Source organism: Citrobacter sp. H12-3-2 (genome assembly GCF_009649895.1).
In the GTDB taxonomy this organism is placed as follows: Bacteria; Pseudomonadota; Gammaproteobacteria; order Enterobacterales; family Enterobacteriaceae; genus Citrobacter; species Citrobacter portucalensis.
The window spans coordinates 4,610,581-4,629,737 of record NZ_CP045837.1; the positions used below are offsets into that span (position 1 = coordinate 4,610,581).

Sequence of the window (19,157 nt, forward strand, 5' to 3'; positions counted from 1 at the left end):
GAAAAAAAGCATGTTACTGGTCACCGATCTGGATGGAACACTACTGACTTCGCAAAAGACAATCAGTCCACGCACTCGTCAAGCACTCGTAGAATTCCACCAGCGCGGTGGCCTGTTGGCCGCCTGTTCCGCCAGACCGGTCTCCTCTATGATGCGCCTGCTACAGCAGCAGCAGGTTAATGCTCTGTTTGGCTGGTGCGCAGGCTTTAACGGAGGTCAGATCCTCGAGATGGCGCAGCAGCGCAATATTCATACTGCAGCGCTCTCTTGTATGAATCTTCGGGATATTGACCGACATATTGCACTTTCCCTCTGCCCTCATCACTTTTTTAGCGCCGATGCTATTTATCATCGTTGCGACCTACAGGTAGCGCCATGGACAACTTATGAAGCCCGTTTATTTGAATTACCACTTATTCCTGCAGCACCCGGTAATATTTTAAACCGACAAGACATTTATAAAATCACACTCGTTTCTGAGCAGTTAAAAATAAATGCGTTGTGTGCAGACGTGAATAATAAATTGCCTTATGGTTATACAGCGACTATCACTGGGGAGAATTACATTGATATCCAACGTAGCGAAATAAATAAAGGTTATGCTATTAGCATGTTAATGCACCAGCTAAATATAACAGCCGATAAAGTTGCGGCGATTGGCGACCAGCAAAACGATATCAGTATGTTTTCCGCCGCCGGCATTGGTATTGCAATGGGGAATGCGCCTGAGGTAGTAAAACGACAAGCCAGCTATGTGACGGCCTCTAATGATGATGAGGGTATTGTCTGTGCGCTGGAGTGGTTGCGTTGCTCTGCACATCCAGTTACCATGCGCCAAAGCACGACGTTGGCGGAAAATAATGAACCCGATTAAAAGAAGAAAACATATCCTCGATGAATTAAATAAATTCGGTGAAGTGACGGTTATCAAATTATCGGAAACGCTAAAAGTCACATCAGAGACCATTCGCCGCGATCTCTCCATACTGGAGTCTGAAGGGCAAATTACCAAGATTCACGGCGGAGCCGTCAAAAAGCAGGTTGTTCAGGAAGATGAATTTGGCGCGCGGATTGATATACACCGCGAAGAAAAAATGGCAATTGGTAAACTTGCCGCCGGGATGGTCAGCGAGCACGACACTCTATTCATTGACTCCTGTACAACAAATCTTATTCTGGCCGAACAATTACCTCCTCTGGCCTACTCCGTTATTACTAACTCAGCCTTAATTGCCGATAAAATAAAAGAACATAATCTTAAAGCGCGCGTTTATGTATTAGGTGGTGAATATGACTACCATTTCCGTGCCAATCTCGGCGTCTCCGTTTGTCAGCAAATAAACACTATTCACGCAGATATCTGCTTCATCGGCGCGGGTGGTATTTCACCTCAACATGGTGTGCTGGTGAAAAGCTTCGATGAAGCCTATGTTGCCAAATCAATGATTGCTATGAGTAAAAAGTCGGTAATTCTTGCCGACCATACAAAATTTGGCCAGGACGGAGTGATGTGTATCGCCACATTAAAAGAGATCGATAACATCATCACAGACAAACGATTCGGAACAACGGGCTATACACAGCAGGACTTCGCCGGAAAATTACGTATTGCTGAATAATACAATACATGACGCTATCAGCAGGTTCTGGATTACCGTACACTGAGGATATCGGCTAACAGAGGGCACCCTTATGGCACTCCCCCGCATTACCCAAAAAGAGATGACCGAGCGCGAACAGCGTGAACTGAAAACGCTGCTCGACCGCGCGCGCATTGCGCATGGTCGTCTGCTGACCAACGCAGAGACCAACAGCATCAAGAAAGAGTACATCGATAAACTGATGGCCTTGCGCGAAGCAGAAGCTAAAAAAGCCCGCCAGTTGAAGAAAAAGCAGGCCTATAAACCGGATGCTGAAGCATCGTTTTCCTGGTCAGCAAATACGCCGACGCGCGGCAGACGTTAACGTCCCTTCTTCTTACGTCCCGGCGAAGTAAAACGCTTACCGTTTGCCGCCGGGCGCGATTTCTCTTTCTCCGCTGATTTTTCGATTTTCACCACCGGACGCTTAATGCCTGCGGTTTTTGGCTTCGCTTTCGCCTTCGGTTTGGCTTCTGAGGACGAGTTCTCAATCAGCTTGAACAGATCGATCAGTTCGTCATCTGTCAGGTCGCGCCATTCACCAAGCGGCAGACCAGACAAACCAACGTTCATGATACGCGTACGCTCAAGCTTGGTAACTTCATAGCCAAAGTGTTCGCACATACGACGGATCTGACGGTTAAGCCCCTGAATCAGCGTAATGCGAAACACAAACGGCGCTTCTTTCTTCACCTTACATTTTTTGGTGACGGTACCGAGAATGGGCACACCGGCCCCCATACCACGGATAAAGTCATCAGTGACCGGCTTATCGACCGTCACCAGATACTCTTTTTCGTGATCGTTACCGGCACGCAGGATTTTATTCACCAGGTCGCCGTGGTTGGTCAGAAAGATAAGTCCCTGAGAATCTTTGTCCAGACGACCAATTGGAAACACGCGCTTGCTGTGATTCACGAAATCAACAATGTTGTCGCGTTCGCTGTCTTCGGTGGTGCTGACAATCCCTACCGGCTTATTCAGCGCGATAAAAACCAGATCTTCCGCTTCACGCGGCTCAATCAACCGACCATTTACTTTTACGACGTCGCCAGGCATCACCTGATCGCCGATGGTGGCGCGTTTACCATTCAGGAAGACATTCCCTTGTTCGATAAAGCGATCCGCCTCGCGGCGCGAGCAGATTCCGCTTTCACTGATGTATTTATTTAATCGGATGGATGAGTCGGGCAGCATAGTTTCTCCTGTATACACTTCATCCTTCAAGCTGTCTCTGCGTTGGCTGCCCTCACTCACCCAGGTCACATAGCAATCTATGCTCCCGGGGATTCGCTCCCTTGCCGCCTTGATACAACTTGAATGACTTTGTGTATTAAAAGCGAAATATACCCTACCTTGCGGACGATAAAAAATAATCGTGTTCGACTGTCCACGCGCTATTTGTGATCCGTCACACCTTTTGACACAAAAGTGTCAGCGATCCATCCCTGCAATTTTGTTGAGTGAAAACAAGCAGAATCAATACATTAGAGAGGTATGCACATCTGTGCCGACAACGCGCCATCACCACATCAAATGTGCAACACAATCGGTCATTTCAGGGCGCTGAAATAAGTGAAAATAGCTTTGAGATGGAGAACAGATGAGGTTATATCAGATCAAGAAGGCAATTTCGTGATTTGCACAAATGTGCAGGAGTCCAAAAATGGCGACGGAAAACAGCGATGATATCCGCCTGATCGTAAAAATAGCGCAGTTGTATTACGAACAGGATATGACACAAGCGCAAATCGCCCGCGAGCTGGGTATTTATCGCACCACGATCAGCCGGTTACTAAAACGTGGACGCGAGCAGGGTATCGTCACCATCGCCATTAATTACGACTACAACGAAAATCTGTGGCTGGAACAGCAGCTAAAACAGAAATTTGGCCTGAAAGAGGCGGTCGTAGTCTCCTGCGACAGCGAGCAGGAAGATGAACAACTTAATATGATGGGCGTACATGGCGCGCAGTTGCTGGTACGCTTACTGGAACCTGGGGACATTATCGGGTTCTCATGGGGCCGCGCGGTACGGGGACTGGTGGAAGGATTATCTCCTGCCAGCCAGTCGCGCCAGCTGATCTGTGTGCCGATTATCGGCGGACCATCCGGCAAGCTTGAAAGCCGCTACCATGTCAATACGCTGACCTACGGCGCTGCGGCAAAGCTCAAAGGGGAATCACACCTGGCAGATTTCCCGGCACTGCTGGAAAACCCGCTGATCCGTAACGGGATCATGCAGTCACGACATTTTAAATCGATTTCCGCGTACTGGGATAATCTGGACATCGCGCTGGTCGGGATTGGATCTCCGGCGATACGTGATGGCGCCAACTGGCACGCTTTTTACGGCAGTGAAGAGAGTGATGACCTGCATGCCCGCCAGGTTGCCGGAGACATTTGCTCGCGCTTTTACGATATCAACGGTGTAACCGTAGAGACCAATATGAGTGAAAAGACGCTCTCCATCGAAACCAATAAATTAAAACAGGCGCGTTACTCCATTGGCATTGCAATGGGTGAAGAAAAATACAGTGGGATATTAGGCGCATTACGTGGGAATTATATTAACTGTTTAGTCACTAACAGTCATACCGCTGAATTATTGTTGAAGTAAATAAATTCTAATTGGTCCTGCCATAATTAATTTTATGTGGGATCCCCTTATCTGAATCGGGAGTTTATTATGCAAACGTGGTTAAACTTGCAGGGCAAAGTCATTATTGTTACCGGTGGTGCATCCGGAATTGGTCTGGCGATTGTCGAAGAGTTATTAGCGCAAGGCGCTAATGTACAAATGGCAGATATTCATGGTGGAGAAGGTAAATACGATAGCCATGACGGGTATCATTTCTGGCCAACGGATATTTCCAGTGCCAAAGAGGTTAATCATACTGTCGCTGAAATTATCCAACGCTACGGACGTATTGATGGGCTGGTAAATAATGCTGGCGTTAATTTTCCGCGTCTGCTGGTCGATGAAAATGCACCCGCCGGGCAATACGAACTCAACGAAGCTGCTTTCGAAAAAATGGTTAATATCAACCAGAAAGGTGTGTTCTTAATGTCGCAGGCAGCGGCACGCCAAATGATAAAACAGCGTAACGGCGTGATTGTGAATGTCTCTTCCGAAAGCGGACTGGAAGGTTCTGAAGGTCAAAGCTGTTACGCCGCGACCAAAGCCGCATTGAATAGTTTTACCCGTTCCTGGTCGAAAGAGTTGGGCAAACACGGCATCCGCGTGGTTGGTATTGCGCCTGGCATTCTGGAAAAAACCGGACTGCGGACCCCCGAGTATGAAGAAGCGCTGGCCTGGACCCGCAACATCACCGTCGAACAGCTGCGCGAGGGCTACACCAAGAACGCGATCCCGATTGGTCGATCAGGGCGCTTAAGCGAAGTCGCTGATTTTGTTTGTTATCTTTTATCTGAGCGCGCCAGTTACATCACCGGAGTAACCACTAACATTGCGGGCGGAAAAACGCGCGGCTAAGGAGGTTTTATGGTCAATGCAATCTTCTGTGCTCACGGCAAACTGGCCTGCGCCATGCTGGAATCGGTACAGATGGTCTACGGTGATGCCAACGTTGAAGCCGTGGCATTTGTCCCCGGAGAGAACGCCAGCGACATTGTGGAAAAGCTAAAAAAGTTAGTAAGTATTCACACTGGCGATGAATGGCTGATTGCCGTCGATTTGCAGTGTGGCAGTCCCTGGAATGCCGCTGCGACACTGGCGATGCACAATCCGGCGATACGGGTCATTAGCGGGTTATCACTGCCGTTGGCGCTGGAGCTGGTAGACAACCAAAGCAGTATGAATGTGGATGAACTGTGCGAACACCTGACGACCATTGCTCAACAAACCTGTGTCGTCTGGAAGCATCTGGAAACGGCCGAAGAGGATTTCTGATGAACATTACCCTTGCTCGTATTGATGACCGCCTGATCCACGGTCAGGTCACCACCGTCTGGTCGAAGGTGGCGAATGCCCAACGGATTATTATCTGTAATGACGACGTTTATAACGATGAAGTACGCCGCACATTATTACGTCAGGCTGCCCCACCGGGAATGAAAGTGAACGTCGTTAATATCGAAAAGGCGGTCGCGGTTTATCATAATCCGCAATACCAGAACGAAACCGTTTTTTATCTATTTACCCGTCCACAGGATGCATTAGCAATGGTAAAACAAGGGGTAAAAATTGCCACGTTAAATATTGGCGGCATGGCCTGGCGACCAGGTAAAAAACAATTAACCAAAGCCGTTTCTTTAGACAGCGACGACATTAATGCGTTTCGTGAGTTAGATAAACTGGGTGTTACGCTGGATTTACGCGTTGTCGCATCCGATCCATCTATTAATATTCTCGAAAAAATAGAAGAACAATCGTTCGCTGAATAAATAAAAATGCCTGTGTACTTATGCTTTAACAGGCAGGGATGATCACATTCACAAGGTGACATATTATGGAAATAAGTACCCTACAAATTATCGCCATATTCCTATTTTCCTGTATTGCCGGAATGGGCAGCGTGCTGGATGAGTTCCAGACCCACCGACCGCTAATTGCTTGTACCGTAATTGGCCTGATCCTCGGTGATTTAAAAACCGGGATTATGCTCGGCGGCACGCTGGAGTTAATCGCTCTTGGCTGGATGAACGTCGGCGCAGCGCAGTCTCCCGATTCGGCGCTCGCCAGTATTATCTCCGCCATTCTGGTTATCGTCGGTCAGCAAAGCATTGCTACCGGTATCGCCATCGCCCTGCCAGTCGCGGCGGCAGGTCAGGTGCTGACGGTATTCGCCCGTACCATCACCGTGGTGTTCCAGCACGCGGCGGATAAAGCAGCCGAAGACGCCCGCTTTCGCACCATCGACATGCTGCACGTTTCCGCTCTCGGCGTACAGGCGCTGCGCGTTGCCATCCCTGCATTAATCGTCTCGCTGTTTGTCAGCGCCGATATGGTCAGCAATATGCTCAACGCCATTCCGGAATTCGTCACCCGCGGATTGCAGATTGCCGGTGGCTTTATCGTGGTGGTCGGCTACGCCATGGTGCTGCGCATGATGGGCGTGAAGTACCTGATGCCCTTCTTCTTCCTCGGGTTTATCGCTGGGGGTTATCTCGATTTGAGCCTGCTGGCTTTCGGTGGGGTTGGCGTGATTATCGCGCTGGTCTACATCCAGTTGAACCCACAGTGGCGTAAAGCCGAACCGCAGGCGCAACCCGCCTCTTCTCAAGCTCTCGATCAGCTTGATGACTAATGGAGCCAGCCATGGAACAGAAAAAACTGACCAAATCCGACCTTTTTAGCATGTTTGTTCGCTCCAACCTGCAACAGGCGTCATTCAACTTTGAACGCATTCATGGGCTGGGCTTTTGCTACGACATGATCCCTGCCATCAAGCGCCTGTATCCGCTGAAAGAGGACCAGGTTGCAGCACTCAAACGCCACCTGGTGTTTTTCAACACCACGCCTGCCGTGTGCGGCCCGGTGATTGGCGTGACCGCCGCGATGGAAGAAGCTCGCGCCAATGGTGCGGAAATTGACGACGGCGCCATCAACGGCATCAAAGTTGGGCTGATGGGCCCGCTGGCCGGTGTTGGCGACCCGTTGGTCTGGGGAACATTGCGCCCGATTACCGCCGCGCTCGGCGCATCGCTGGCGCTGTCCGGAAACATTCTCGGCCCACTATTGTTCTTCTTTATTTTCAATGCAGTACGTCTTGCCATGAAGTGGTACGGCTTACAGCTTGGCTTTCGTAAAGGGGTCAATATCGTCAGCGACATGGGCGGCAACCTGCTGCAGAAACTGACCGAAGGCGCATCGATTCTCGGCCTGTTTGTCATGGGGGTACTGGTCACCAAATGGACCAGCATCAACGTGCCGCTGGTGGTATCGCAAACGCCTGGCGCAGACGGCACCACCGTCACCATGACCGTGCAGAACATTCTCGACCAACTCTGCCCCGGCCTGCTGGCGCTGGGTCTGACGCTGCTGATGGTGCGTCTGCTCAACAAGAAAATTAACCCGGTATGGCTGATCTTCGCCCTGTTTGCGCTGGGAATTATCGGTAACGCGCTGGGCTTCCTGTCCTGATTTTTTCGCCCCGGCGATGCCGGGGCAACTTCAACAAATAGTCCTCGAAAGAGGAAGAGGTGGTAACAATGCAAACAACAACAGCTTTACGCCTTTATGGTAAACGCGATCTGCGCCTGGAAACCTTCGATCTTCCTGAAATGCAGGACGATGAAATTCTGGCCTCAGTCGTAACCGACAGCCTGTGCCTTTCTTCCTGGAAAGAGGCTAACCAGGGCGAGAACCACAAAAAGGTGCCGGACGATGTGGCTACAAACCCGATCATCATCGGCCATGAGTTTTGCGGCGATATCATTGCCGTAGGCAAAAAATGGCAGCATAAGTTTCAGCCCGGCCAGCGCTATGTCATTCAGGCTAACCTGCAACTGCCGGATCGCCCGGACTGCCCCGGCTACTCCTTCCCGTGGGTGGGCGGTGAAGCCACGCACGTCATCATTCCTGATGAAGTCATGGAGCAGGACTGCCTGTTAGCCTACGAAGGTGAAACCTATTTTGAAGGCTCGTTGGTTGAGCCGCTGTCCTGCGTGATTGGCGCATTCAACGCCAACTATCACCTACAGGAAGGCACTTATAACCACAATATGGGCATTCGTCCGCAGGGGCGTACACTGATACTCGGCGGCACCGGGCCGATGGGACTACTGGCGATCGACTACGCGCTGCATGGTCCGGTTAACCCGGCGCTGCTGGTGGTGACCGACACCAATAACGACAAGCTGAGCTACGCCCGCAAGCACTATCCATCAGAACCACAAACGTTGATCCATTATCTCCACGCCCAGGATGCAGGTTATGACACCTTGATGGCGCTGAGCGGCGGGCACGGGTTTGATGACATCTTTGTGTTTGTGCCCAACGAACAGTTGGTTACGCTGGCCTCTTCTTTGCTGGCTGCCGATGGTTGCATGAACTTCTTTGCCGGTCCGCAGGATAAGCAGTTTAGCGCGCCGATTAACTTCTACGACGTGCACTATGCCTTCACCCATTATGTTGGGACATCTGGCGGCAATACCGACGACATGCGCACGGCGGTAAAACTGATCGAAGAGAAGAAAGTTCAGGCGGCAAAAGTGGTGACGCACATTCTGGGATTGAATGCGGCAGGTGAAACAACGCTGGAACTGCCGCAGGTCGGTGGAGGTAAAAAACTGGTTTACACCGGAAAAGCATTGCCGTTAACTGCGCTCACCCAGATTGACGATCCGGCCTTGCGCGCTATCCTGGAGCGTCATCAGGGGATCTGGTCGCAGGAAGCCGAACAGTACATATTGTCTCACGCCGAGGAAATTTAACATGATTAACCGCGACACCCAGTTGTGCATGTCGCTTGCCGGTCGCCCCGGCAACTTTGGCACACGCTTTCATAACTATCTGTATGAAAAGTTAGGGTTAAATTTTATCTACAAAGCCTTTACTACGCAGGATATTGAGGCCGCAGTGAAAGGCGTTCGCGCACTCGGGATTCGCGGCTGTGCGGTCTCTATGCCGTTTAAAGAGAGCTGCATGCCGTTTCTGGATGCCATCGATCCTTCCGCAAAAGTCATTGATTCCGTCAACACCATCGTCAATGACAACGGTACGCTGACAGGATTTAACACCGACTACATTGCGGTAAAAAGCCTGATTGCAAGCCACCAGCTTGATAACCACGCGCGCGTCATGATCCGCGGCAGCGGTGGAATGGGTAAAGCGGTTATCGCCGCATTTCGCGATGCCGGTTTTCGCGATGTGATCGTCGCCGCCCGTAACCGGGAGAGCGGCCCGGCGCTGGCAAAACAGTACGGTTTCCAGTGGCAGCCGCAGCCGGAAGGAATTACCTGCGATATTCTGGTCAACGTGACGCCCGTCGGCATGGCTGGCGGTAAAGAGAGCGATGAACTGGCCTACAGCGAAGCAATGGTCGCTGCCGCCAGCGTGGTGTTTGACGTCGTCGCCCTGCCGCCGGAAACACCGGTAATCAAACTGGCACAGCAATTAGGTAAAAAGACCATCAGCGGTGCAGAGGTGATTGCCTTACAGGCCGTGGAGCAGTTCGCCATGTACACCGGCGTACGCCCGGATGACGCGCTAATCGCCGAAGCGGCAGAATTTGCGCGGGCGGGGTAAGAGAGCAGGAACAGAGCGCCAGGGGTGGGCGCTCTGTCTATTTTAGGTACTATGCAACAGCGAACAGTTGCTGGTCAGCTTTCGCTTCTAACTGCACCAGTGCGGGAATCAACTGGCTGATGTTGACCAGACTGTGTCCTAACTGGCATATGCTCTCATACGCAAAATGTTCCTGACCTTCACCCGCCATGGTCAGTAGGCTTTCGCCCGCCATGGTCAGTAGGCTTTCGCCCATAAAATTCAGCGTCTGGTACAACCCTGCCAGCGCCTCTTCACAGCCAAACGATAGCGCCAGATTTTCTTCAGTAGTGAGATGGCTACAATCAAGATGGCGGAACGCCTCGGCGAGTGAGAAATAAAGTAGATCGGCCTGTGAAATGAGAGAATAGCGGACATTAAAATGGGGATAAAACTTAGTTAGTCATGCCATCAGCAGGTAATATGACGATACGCAAAAAGTACGCCATCAATTGCTAAATCATCGCGTCTAAGAAGGTTTGGGAGAGTTCAATGTCTTCAGCGTTTCAGCATCGATTCATTCTGACTGGTGGCCCAGGGTCAGGCAAAAGCACGATAATTGATACTATTATAAAACGAGGGTTTTGGTGTTCTAAAGAAGCTGGAAGAGGTGTGATCCAAGACCAGGTTAACATCGGCGGCGATGCATTACCGTGGGCCAACCAGACTGCATTTGCAGATCTGATGCTATCCTGGGAAATGCGTTCGTGGCATGAAGCGGAAGGGCATACACAACCCTGCTTCTTTGATCGTGGTGTTCCTGATGTTGTAGGTTATTTACGTCTTTCTGAACTTACCATACCGAGGCATCTGGAAAACGCCATCGAGAAATTTCGCTATAACCGAATCGTATTTATTGCACCACCCTGGCGTGAAATATATGTACAGGACACAGAGCGCAAACAATCTTTCGATGTTGCCATCGCGACATATCACGCAATGGTAAAAACATACCGTATGTATGACTATCAGTTGATTGAATTACCATGTGTTTCTGTAGAAGAGCGAGTGGATTTTATTCTTTCCAGGATAAAACCCTGCTAAGACGGCAACTACGTGTAGTGGTGAATCACCATGCATGAATCTGTCATATTCTAGTGGACATATAGCTTCCGCTCCTGGCACAAAGCCCTCCCAATCCCCTATCATCGATTCTCGTATCAACCGCAGCATCCTGAAAAACTACGTATTATTGCGAGACACTTTCCTGTTTCCTCCAACAAGCATTTCCCCTTACTCCCCATTTTTTTACTCTCTAGTCTCAACTTGTCAATTCATAATGTAGTTTATAAAATACATGGAACGTCATCATGGAAATTCTTCAGACAATGGTTTTCCGGCGTTGGGAGCAAAACCTACGGGACAGGAGAGCTAAAACGCTCATTGCCACACGCCTTTTTCGTTTGGCGAATAGTTTATCTGGTGATGTAAAACCTGTTGAAGAATGCTCGCCCGTACACTGGATTCACAGGAGATCTTCTGCCATGAAAAAACTTACTCACTACGATCCCGCGACTGCGCTGGTTGATGATGAAGAAATTGCCGTGTTTATGGCCGATGCCCTCGAAACAGGCGATGCAGCATACATTGCAAAAGCACTGGGCGTGGTAGCTCGCGCTAAGGGAATGGCGAACATTGCGGCAGAAACGGGATTATCCCGCGAGCAGCTTTATCGCTCTTTTAGTGAGAAAGGTAACCCGACGCTGAAAACCACCCTTGCAGTGATGAAGGTACTCGGCATTGAATTGACACTTAAAAAATAGCCTCAGCTTCTATCTTCCCCTTCCAACATCGTGAGCCATATCAGTAAGGCGTTAGCCTGATAGTGGTAGCATTAGCGCGGTTTGTAATTTTCTGATTACATGGAGAAATGATGGAACTGCTTTTATTGAGTAACTCGACGCTGCCGGGCAAAGGCTGGATGGAACATGCGCTGCCGCTGATTGCTGAACAACTGAATGGTCGCCGTACGGCGGTGTTTATTCCGTTCGCTGGCGTGACGCAAACCTGGGATGAGTACACGGCGAAAACGGCAGCCATCTTTGCGCCAATGGGCGTCAACGTTACGGGTATTCATACCGTTGCCGATCCGATTGCCGCTATTGAAAACGCAGAGCTGGTGATTGTCGGCGGGGGTAATACCTTCCAGTTACTGAAAGAAAGCCGCGAGCGCGGTCTGTTGGCCCCGATTGTGGATGTCGTCAAACGCGGTGCGCTGTACATCGGCTGGAGCGCAGGTTCCAACCTTGCCTGCCAGACCATCCGCACTACCAACGACATGCCGATTGTCGATCCAAAAGGTTTTGATGCGCTGGGTCTGTTCCCACTGCAGATTAACCCACACTTCACCAACGCGCTGCCGGAAGGCCATAAAGGCGAAACGCGTGAACAGCGTATCCGCGAGCTGCTGGTTGTGGCACCGGAGCTGACGGTGATTGGCCTGCCGGAAGGGAACTGGATTAAGGTAAGTAACGGTCAATCCGTGCTCGGCGGCCCGAACACCACGTATATCTTTAAAGCGGGTGAAGAAGCGGTTGCCGTTGAAGCGGGCCACTGCTTTTAGTTGATTTGTTGTCTGATGCCGGATGGCGGCTTCGCCTTATCCGGCCTACAAGATCGACGACAACATTGCCGGATGGTGGCATAAATGCCTTATCCGGCCTACTGCTTCACCTCACTCAAAAATCATCCCGCTCATCGTCTTCATCCGGCTGTTCCAGCACGCTGTAAGCCACGGAACAAAACAGCGAGTTCAGACGCTGCATATCGCCCAACAGCGCCAGGTGCAAGGAGCTGGTCTCGATGCTCTGCACATTCTGCTGATGCAGACGGTCAACGTGCGCATGCGAATAACGACGATTGAGAATACGGAAGCGGTGCTTGCTGCGGCGCAGACGACGGGCACTGGTCACATCTCCTGAGAAGAACACCGACATCGCCAGCTGCAGATTGCTGAGCAACTGATCGTAGAGCGCATCCAGTTCTTTCAGCCCTTCGACAGAGAATGCCCGGCGAGCGGCCAGCGACTTATCGGCTATCTCGCTGCCCATACGTTCGACAATATCGGAAGCCTGCTCAAGGTTGAGCGACATTTCGATAATCTCCGCCCAACGGCGCGATTCCTCTTCAGCTAGCTCATCCTTTGGCATCCGCGCCAGATAGAGCTTAATTGCCGTGTACAGCACGTTAATGTCGTCCGCCATCCTGCGCAGCTCTTTCTCTTCACGCGGTTCGCCGTGCATTACTTTCTTCAGCCCGTCCATCATCTGCTCCATCGCGTCACCGATACGCAGGGCTTCACGGGCGGCATTGGCCAGAGCGAGCGTCGGCGTATCCAGCGCGCTGACGTCCAGATGTTTGGGTTTCAGATGTGCATCCAGCTCCGGCTCATCGCGGATGATGCGCTTACAAAAACGCGCCATCGGTTCGGCGAACGGCACCATCGCCACGCAGCGCACCAGGTTGTAGAAGACGTGGAAGTAGATAACCAGTTCAGATTTCGGCAGCGGCAGTTCATCCATCAGATTGGCCAGCGGATGAACAAACGGCAGGATAATCAGGCTGCCCACCAGCTTAAACAGCAGGCTGCCGAGCGCCACACGGCGTGCTGCGGCGTTAGCGGCGCTGTTATTCAACATCGCCAGCAGGCCGGACCCGAGGTTGGCACCAATCACCAGACACAACGCCACCGGGAACGAGATAATACCTGCCGCGGTCAGCGTGGCCGTCAGCAGCACCGCCGCCAGGCTGGAGTAACTGATAATCGCAAACATGGCGCCAATCAGCGCATCGAGCATAATATCGCCAGTGAGCGAGGCAAAAATAACCTGTACACCATTAGCCTGGGTGATCGGCGTTACCGCCTGCACAATCAGCTCCAGCGCCAGCAAAATCAACCCCAGCCCAATACCGACCCGCCCCAGTTGCCCCACGCGGGACTGCTTACGGCCGAGAAAGAAGATCACGCCGATAAAAATCAGCAGTGGTGACAGCCAGGAGAGATCGAAGGTCAGGATACGCGCCATCAGCGCGGTCCCCACGTCGGCGCCGAGCACTATGACCAGCGCAGGGGTGAGCGCCACGAGATCTTGTGCAACAAACGAGGTCACCAGCATGGTGGTGGCGTTGCTGCTTTGCACCAGCGCCGTTACGCCGATACCCGCACAAAAGGCGAGCGGCTTCTTTTCAACGCTACGGCTGAGCACGGTACGCAAGCGGGCGCCAAAGACGCGCATCACGCCGGTACGCACAATATGCGTACCCCAAACCAGCATAGATACAGCAGAAAGCAGGTGTAACAGAGTTAACACGGAATCAGGTTCTCCTTATTTTTATGGTTTTTTGAGGCTCATTTGCCTGATGGCGCTGAGCTTATCAGGCCTACAAATCATCCCTATGTAGGCCGGATAAGGCGTTTACGCCGCCATCCGGCAACGGCCCCCTTTCAGTATAAGGGTTTAAACGTAATAAAGAGACAGGGCACTCATTGAGCGCCCTGTTTGTTGTAAAGAAAGATGACAGTTTTGTGAATCAGTCGGCGTCATAGCCGAGGTTCGGCGCTAACCAGCGCTCCACTTCCGCCACGCTCATCCCTTTACGGAAGGCATAATCTTCAACCTGATCGCGCTGGATTTGCGCCACGGCGTAGTACTTGCTGTCCGGATGACTGAAATACCAGCCGGAAACCGACGCGCCTGGCCACATGGCGAAGGATTCGGTGAGCTTCATCCCGGTGTGCGCTTCCACATCCAGCAGTTCCCAGATGGTGGCTTTTTCGGTGTGTTCCGGGCACGCCGGATAGCCTGGTGCCGGGCGAATCCCCTGGTAGTTTTCGCGGATCAGCTCCTCGTTACTGAGGTTCTCATTCGCCGCATAGCCCCAGTAGACTTTACGCACGCGCTCATGCAGATATTCTGCGAACGCTTCCGCCAGACGGTCAGCGATCGCTTTCACCATGATCTTGTTGTAGTCGTCGTGCTGGGCTTCGAAGGCGTCCGCCAGCGCATCTTCCTCAAGACCGCCGGTCACCGCGAAAGCACCGATATAATCCGCTTTGCCACTCAGTTTCGGCGCAACAAAGTCAGACAGGCAGTAGTTGGCGAAACCGACTTTTTCCGTCTGCTGGCGCAGATGATGACTCACGTTGATGACGTGCGTACGCGTCTCGTCACGGTAGATCTCGATATCGTCACCCACGCGGTTTGCCGGGAATAACCCCACTACGCCGCGCGGATTCAGGGTCTTCTCGGCGCTGAGTTTATCCAGCATGTCGTTAGCGTCTTTGAACAGGCGCTTCGCCTCTTCTCCTACCACCTCATCTTCGAGAATGCGCGGGTACTTCCCGGCCAGCGACCAGGTCATAAAGAACGGCGTCCAGTCGATGTAATTGCGCAGGGTTTCGATGCTGGCTTCCACTTCCTGCACGCCCAGACGGTGCGCCACCGGCGGGGTGTAGTTTTCCCAGTCGAAGGCCAGATCGTTGTCGCGGGCAGCCTGTAACGTTACTGGCGGGGTACGCGGTTTCTTACGCGCATGCTGGATACGCACGGTTTCGTACTCTTTACGCGTACGGGCGACAAAGTCATCACGCTGGGTGTCAGAGAGCAGCGCAGCCACCACGCCAACGGTACGCGAGGCGTTCTGCACGTACACCGTCGGGCCGCTGTAGTTCTGCTCGATTTTCACCGCCGTGTGCGCTTTTGAGGTGGTCGCGCCGCCAATCAGCAGCGGAATAGTGAATCCCTGACGCTCCATCTCTTTCGCCACGTTGACCATTTCGTCCAGCGATGGGGTAATCAGCCCGGAAAGGCCAATCAGATCGGCATTCACTTCACGCGCCGTTCTGAGGATTTTCTCCGCGGGCACCATCACGCCAAGATCGACGATTTCGTAGTTGTTACATTGCAGCACCACGCCGACAATGTTTTTGCCGATATCGTGCACATCGCCCTTAACGGTCGCGATGACCATTTTGCCGTTGCTGGAGCCTTTCTCTTTGCTGGCCTCAATGTACGGTTCGAGGTACGCCACCGCCTGCTTCATCACGCGGGCGGATTTCACCACCTGCGGCAGGAACATTTTGCCCTCGCCGAACAGATCGCCAACGACGTTCATGCCGTCCATCAGCGGTCCTTCAATAACTTCGATCGGACGCGCAGCCTGCTGGCGCGCTTCCTCGGTATCCAGCTCAATAAACTCGGTAATGCCTTTCACCAGCGAGTATTCGAGGCGCTTTTTCACGTCCCAGGTGCGCCACTCCGCCATCTGGGCATTCGCCGTGTCGTCGGTTTTACTGCCGCGATATTTCTCTGCCAGCTCCAGCAGTCGTTCGGTGCCATCGTCACGACGGTTGAGGATCACATCTTCAACCGCATCGCGCAGCTCGGCGGGCAAGTCGTCGTAAATAGCCAGCTGTCCGGCGTTGACGATCCCCATGTCCATGCCGTTGCGAATGGCGTAGTAGAGGAATACCGCGTGAATGGCTTCACGTACCGGGTCGTTGCCACGGAACGAGAATGAAACGTTAGAAACGCCGCCGGAGATCAGCGCGTGCGGCAGTTCGCGTTTGATGTCTTCACACGCGCCGATAAAGTCCTGCGCGTAGTTGTTGTGCTCATCAATACCGGTCGCGACAGCAAAGATGTTCGGGTCGAAGATGATATCTTCCGGCGGGAAGCCCACCTCTTCGGTAAGAATTTTGTACGCCCGACGGCAGATTTCGATTTTACGTGCGCGGGTGTCGGCCTGCCCTTGCTCGTCAAAGGCCATCACCACCACCGCGGCACCGTAGCGACGCAGCAGCTTCGCGTGATGGATAAAGGTCTCAACCCCCTCTTTCATCGAGATGGAGTTAACGATGCCTTTACCCTGAATGCACTTCAGCCCTTTCTCGATAACGTCCCATTTCGAGGAGTCGATCATAATCGGCACGCGGGCGATATCCGGCTCACCGGCGATCAGGTTGAGAAAACGCACCATTGCCGCTTCGGCGTCGAGCATCCCCTCATCCATGTTGATATCGATGATCTGCGCGCCACTTTCCACCTGCTGACGGGCGACGTCCAGCGCTTCGCTGTATTTCTCTTCTTTGATCAGGCGTTTAAACTTCGCCGAACCGGTGACGTTGGTACGCTCGCCAACGTTCACAAACAGGCTGTCGTCGCCGATGTTCAGCGGCTCAAGGCCGGAAAGGCGGCAGGCAACCGGGATTTCCGGCAAGCGGCGCGGCGGTAAGCCATCCACTGCGCGGCTCATGGCGGCGATATGTTCCGGCGTGGTGCCGCAGCAGCCGCCGACAATATTCAGGAAACCGGCCTCAGCCCACTCGCGAATCTGCGCCGCCATGGTGTCGGCGTCGAGATCGTATTCACCAAAGGCGTTCGGCAGACCGGCGTTCGGGTGCGCGGTGACGTAGCATTCAGCAATGCGCGACAGTTCCTGCACGTACTGGCGCAGCTCGTCCGGGCCTAACGCGCAGTTCAGACCGAAGGTCAGCGCATCGGCGTGGCGCAGGGAGTTGTAGAATGCTTCGGTAGTCTGGCCGGAGAGCGTACGCCCGGAAGCATCGGTGATGGTGCCGGAGAGCATAATCGGCAGCTCAACGCCCAGCGCTTCAAATTCGGTTTTAACCGCGAAAATAGCGGCTTTGGCGTTCAGAGTATCGAAGACGGTTTCAATCAGGATCAGGTCACTGCCGCCTTCCACCAGCGCTTTGGTGGATTCACGGTAGGCGGCCACCAGCTGATCAAAGGTAATGTTGCGGTAAGCCGGGTCGTTAACATCAGGCGAGATAGACGCCGTACGGTTCGTTGGGCCGAGCACGCCTGCGACGTAGCGCGGTTTTTCCGGCGTGCGCGCCGTCCATTCGTCAGCCGCCGCACGCGCCAGTTTGGCTGCCGCAAAGTTGATTTCCGCCGACAGGGATTCCATCTGGTAATCCGCCATGGCGATAGTCGTCGAGTTAAAGGTGTTGGTTTCGATGATATCCGCGCCCGCCTCAAAGTAGGCGTTATGGATGGCGGCGATGACCTCCGGTTTGCTGAGCACCAACAGGTCGTTGTTGCCTTTCAGATCGCACGGCCAGTCGGCAAAGCGTTCGCCGCGGAAATCCTCTTCGCTCAGACGATATCCCTGGATCATGGTGCCCATACCGCCGTCCAGCACCAGAATACGTTCATTTAACTGCTGACGTAATTGTTCTACTTTGCTGCTCACACTCGCTCCCGACAACGCTCAACCAGACCGAAAAAAACTCAACAGGTCATACTGGCACAAACCTGAGAGGCGGAAAAGAGAACAACGGCCAACATGAGACATGTTCAGCTTCACTCATCCGATCAGTACAGGAATTCTTGCATTATAATTGAATAAAACGAAAATGATTTCCACGATACAGAAAAGGAGTCTGCCATGGTAGCCACTGTCCCCGCGAAACGCGGTAGAAAACCCGCCGCTGCTACTGCGCCTGCAACCGGGCAGGTTCAGTCTCTGACCCGCGGTCTGAAGCTGCTGGAGTGGATTGCGGAATCCAACGGCAGCGTGGCGCTGACCGAGCTGGCGCAGCAGGCTGGCCTGCCAAACTCCACGACTCACCGTTTGCTGACCACCATGCAGCAGCAGGGTTTTGTCCGTCAGGTGGGTGAATTAGGCCACTGGGCCGTAGGTGCGCATGCGTTCATCGTCGGCAGCAGCTTTTTGCAAAGCCGTAATCTGCTGGCGATTGTCCATCCGATCCTGCGCAAGCTGATGGAAGATTCCGGTGAGACGGTAAACCTGGCCGTGCTGGATCAAAGCGATCATCAGGCCATTATTATCGACCAGGTGCAGTGCACCCAACTGATGCGCATGTCCGCGCCTATCGGCGGCAAGCTGCCGATGCACGCCTCCGGTGCGGGTAAAGCGTTTTTATCCCAACTGAGCGAAGAACAAGTGACTGGCCTGCTGCACCGCAAAGGCCTGCATGCTTATACACACGCCACGCTGGTGTCGCCAGTGCATCTGAAAGAGGATTTGGCCCAGACGCGCAAGCGCGGCTATTCCTTTGATGATGAGGAACATGCGCTGGGTCTGCGCTGCGTGGCGTCGTGCATTTATGACGAGCACCGCGAGCCGTTCGCTGCGATTTCCATTTCCGGACCCATTTCGCGTATTACCGACGATCGCGTGACCGAGTTTGGCGCCATGGCGATCAAAGCGGCGAAAGAAGTAACGCTGGCGTACGGCGGATTTCGCTAAGATGGGGTTGCCGGGTGGCGGCTACGCCTTACCCGGCCTGCTATCCAGGGTTA

The 19,157-nt window shown here is 52.8% G+C and carries 19 protein-coding genes; 15 read left to right on the forward strand and 4 right to left on the reverse strand.

Features of this window, described 5'->3' with window-relative positions; all coding sequences use genetic code 11:
• Positions 1 to 10: 10 nt before the first annotated feature.
• From GHC22_RS21910 to GHC22_RS21920, 3 genes are all read left to right on the forward strand, one after another.
• Complete coding sequence (locus tag GHC22_RS21910; RefSeq protein WP_057068617.1) at positions 11 to 874, forward strand: Cof-type HAD-IIB family hydrolase; 864 nt, start codon at positions 11 to 13, stop codon at positions 872 to 874.
• Positions 861 to 1,619 carry a DeoR/GlpR family DNA-binding transcription regulator gene (locus tag GHC22_RS21915; RefSeq protein WP_153753896.1) on the forward strand — a complete coding sequence of 253 codons (759 nt, stop codon included), beginning with the start codon at positions 861 to 863 and terminating at the stop codon, positions 1,617 to 1,619. Before GHC22_RS21910 ends, GHC22_RS21915 begins: the two co-directional genes overlap by 14 nt.
• Positions 1,620 to 1,692: 73 nt before the next feature.
• Positions 1,693 to 1,965 carry a DUF3811 domain-containing protein gene (locus tag GHC22_RS21920; protein ID WP_003826541.1) on the forward strand — a complete coding sequence of 91 codons (273 nt, stop codon included), beginning with the start codon at positions 1,693 to 1,695 and terminating at the stop codon, positions 1,963 to 1,965.
• Here the strand turns inward: GHC22_RS21920 and rluF are convergent.
• Positions 1,962 to 2,837, reverse strand: a complete 876-nt coding sequence (gene rluF / locus GHC22_RS21925) for a 23S rRNA pseudouridine(2604) synthase RluF (protein ID WP_008786901.1) — start codon at positions 2,835 to 2,837, stop codon at positions 1,962 to 1,964. The genes GHC22_RS21920 and rluF overlap by 4 nt on opposite strands.
• 469 nt (positions 2,838 to 3,306) lie before the next feature.
• Here rluF and GHC22_RS21930 point away from each other — a divergent pair, with 469 nt between their 5' ends.
• The 8 genes from GHC22_RS21930 (at position 3,307) to GHC22_RS21965 (ending at position 9,852) form a co-directional block, all read left to right on the forward strand.
• Entirely contained in the window at positions 3,307 to 4,260 is a 954-nt protein-coding gene (locus GHC22_RS21930; protein ID WP_153753897.1) for a sugar-binding transcriptional regulator, read from the forward strand.
• Positions 4,261 to 4,329: 69 nt separating this feature from the next.
• On the forward strand, positions 4,330 to 5,136 hold the full coding sequence (locus GHC22_RS21935) for an SDR family oxidoreductase (protein WP_153753898.1): 807 nt from the start codon (positions 4,330 to 4,332) through the stop codon (positions 5,134 to 5,136).
• 9 nt (positions 5,137 to 5,145) lie between these two features.
• A complete protein-coding gene (locus GHC22_RS21940; RefSeq protein ID WP_003031647.1) occupies positions 5,146 to 5,553 on the forward strand; it encodes a mannose/fructose/sorbose PTS transporter subunit IIA in 408 nt (135 codons plus the stop codon).
• The gene (locus GHC22_RS21945; RefSeq protein ID WP_048227499.1) at positions 5,553 to 6,047 is read left to right on the forward strand and encodes a mannose/fructose/sorbose PTS transporter subunit IIB; all 495 of its coding nucleotides are present in this window, start codon (positions 5,553 to 5,555) and stop codon (positions 6,045 to 6,047) included. The genes GHC22_RS21940 and GHC22_RS21945 overlap by 1 nt, the downstream gene beginning before the upstream one ends.
• 65 nt (positions 6,048 to 6,112) lie before the next feature.
• The gene (locus GHC22_RS21950) at positions 6,113 to 6,910 is read left to right on the forward strand and encodes a PTS mannose/fructose/sorbose transporter subunit IIC (protein ID WP_003826527.1); all 798 of its coding nucleotides are present in this window, start codon (positions 6,113 to 6,115) and stop codon (positions 6,908 to 6,910) included.
• A gap of 11 nt (positions 6,911 to 6,921) precedes the next feature.
• Positions 6,922 to 7,746: a PTS system mannose/fructose/sorbose family transporter subunit IID gene (locus GHC22_RS21955; RefSeq protein ID WP_003031641.1), complete on the forward strand. Its 825-nt coding sequence runs from the start codon at positions 6,922 to 6,924 to the stop codon at positions 7,744 to 7,746.
• Between the two features lie 68 nt (positions 7,747 to 7,814).
• A complete protein-coding gene (gene sorE / locus GHC22_RS21960) occupies positions 7,815 to 9,038 on the forward strand; it encodes an L-sorbose 1-phosphate reductase (RefSeq protein WP_048236371.1) in 1,224 nt (407 codons plus the stop codon).
• A 1-nt stretch (position 9,039) separates the two neighbouring features.
• A complete protein-coding gene (locus tag GHC22_RS21965) occupies positions 9,040 to 9,852 on the forward strand; it encodes a shikimate 5-dehydrogenase (protein ID WP_153753899.1) in 813 nt (270 codons plus the stop codon).
• 49 nt (positions 9,853 to 9,901) lie between these two features.
• Here GHC22_RS21965 and GHC22_RS24740 read toward each other — a convergent pair whose 3' ends face one another.
• The gene (locus GHC22_RS24740) at positions 9,902 to 10,087 is read right to left on the reverse strand and encodes a hypothetical protein (protein ID WP_228553211.1); all 186 of its coding nucleotides are present in this window, start codon (positions 10,085 to 10,087) and stop codon (positions 9,902 to 9,904) included.
• 275 nt (positions 10,088 to 10,362) lie between these two features.
• Here GHC22_RS24740 and GHC22_RS21975 point away from each other — a divergent pair, with 275 nt between their 5' ends.
• The 3 genes from GHC22_RS21975 to pepE all read left to right on the forward strand — a co-directional run bounded on the left by GHC22_RS21975 (position 10,363) and on the right by pepE (position 12,433).
• On the forward strand, positions 10,363 to 10,914 hold the full coding sequence (locus GHC22_RS21975) for an AAA family ATPase (RefSeq protein ID WP_003826517.1): 552 nt from the start codon (positions 10,363 to 10,365) through the stop codon (positions 10,912 to 10,914).
• A gap of 440 nt (positions 10,915 to 11,354) precedes the next feature.
• Positions 11,355 to 11,633 carry an addiction module antidote protein gene (locus tag GHC22_RS21980; protein WP_153753901.1) on the forward strand — a complete coding sequence of 93 codons (279 nt, stop codon included), beginning with the start codon at positions 11,355 to 11,357 and terminating at the stop codon, positions 11,631 to 11,633.
• A gap of 110 nt (positions 11,634 to 11,743) precedes the next feature.
• The gene (gene pepE, locus GHC22_RS21985) at positions 11,744 to 12,433 is read left to right on the forward strand and encodes a dipeptidase PepE (protein WP_032942056.1); all 690 of its coding nucleotides are present in this window, start codon (positions 11,744 to 11,746) and stop codon (positions 12,431 to 12,433) included.
• Positions 12,434 to 12,548: 115 nt separating this feature from the next.
• On the opposite strand, the gene GHC22_RS21990 is transcribed toward pepE, so the two are convergent.
• Complete coding sequence (locus GHC22_RS21990) at positions 12,549 to 14,180, reverse strand: Na/Pi cotransporter family protein (protein WP_153753902.1); 1,632 nt, start codon at positions 14,178 to 14,180, stop codon at positions 12,549 to 12,551.
• 220 nt (positions 14,181 to 14,400) lie between these two features.
• Entirely contained in the window at positions 14,401 to 18,084 is a 3,684-nt protein-coding gene (gene metH, locus GHC22_RS21995; protein WP_063941207.1) for a methionine synthase, read from the reverse strand.
• A gap of 195 nt (positions 18,085 to 18,279) precedes the next feature.
• Here metH and iclR point away from each other — a divergent pair, with 195 nt between their 5' ends.
• Entirely contained in the window at positions 18,280 to 19,104 is an 825-nt protein-coding gene (gene iclR, locus GHC22_RS22000; RefSeq protein WP_003826510.1) for a glyoxylate bypass operon transcriptional repressor IclR, read from the forward strand.
• Positions 19,105 to 19,157 lie beyond the last annotated feature (53 nt).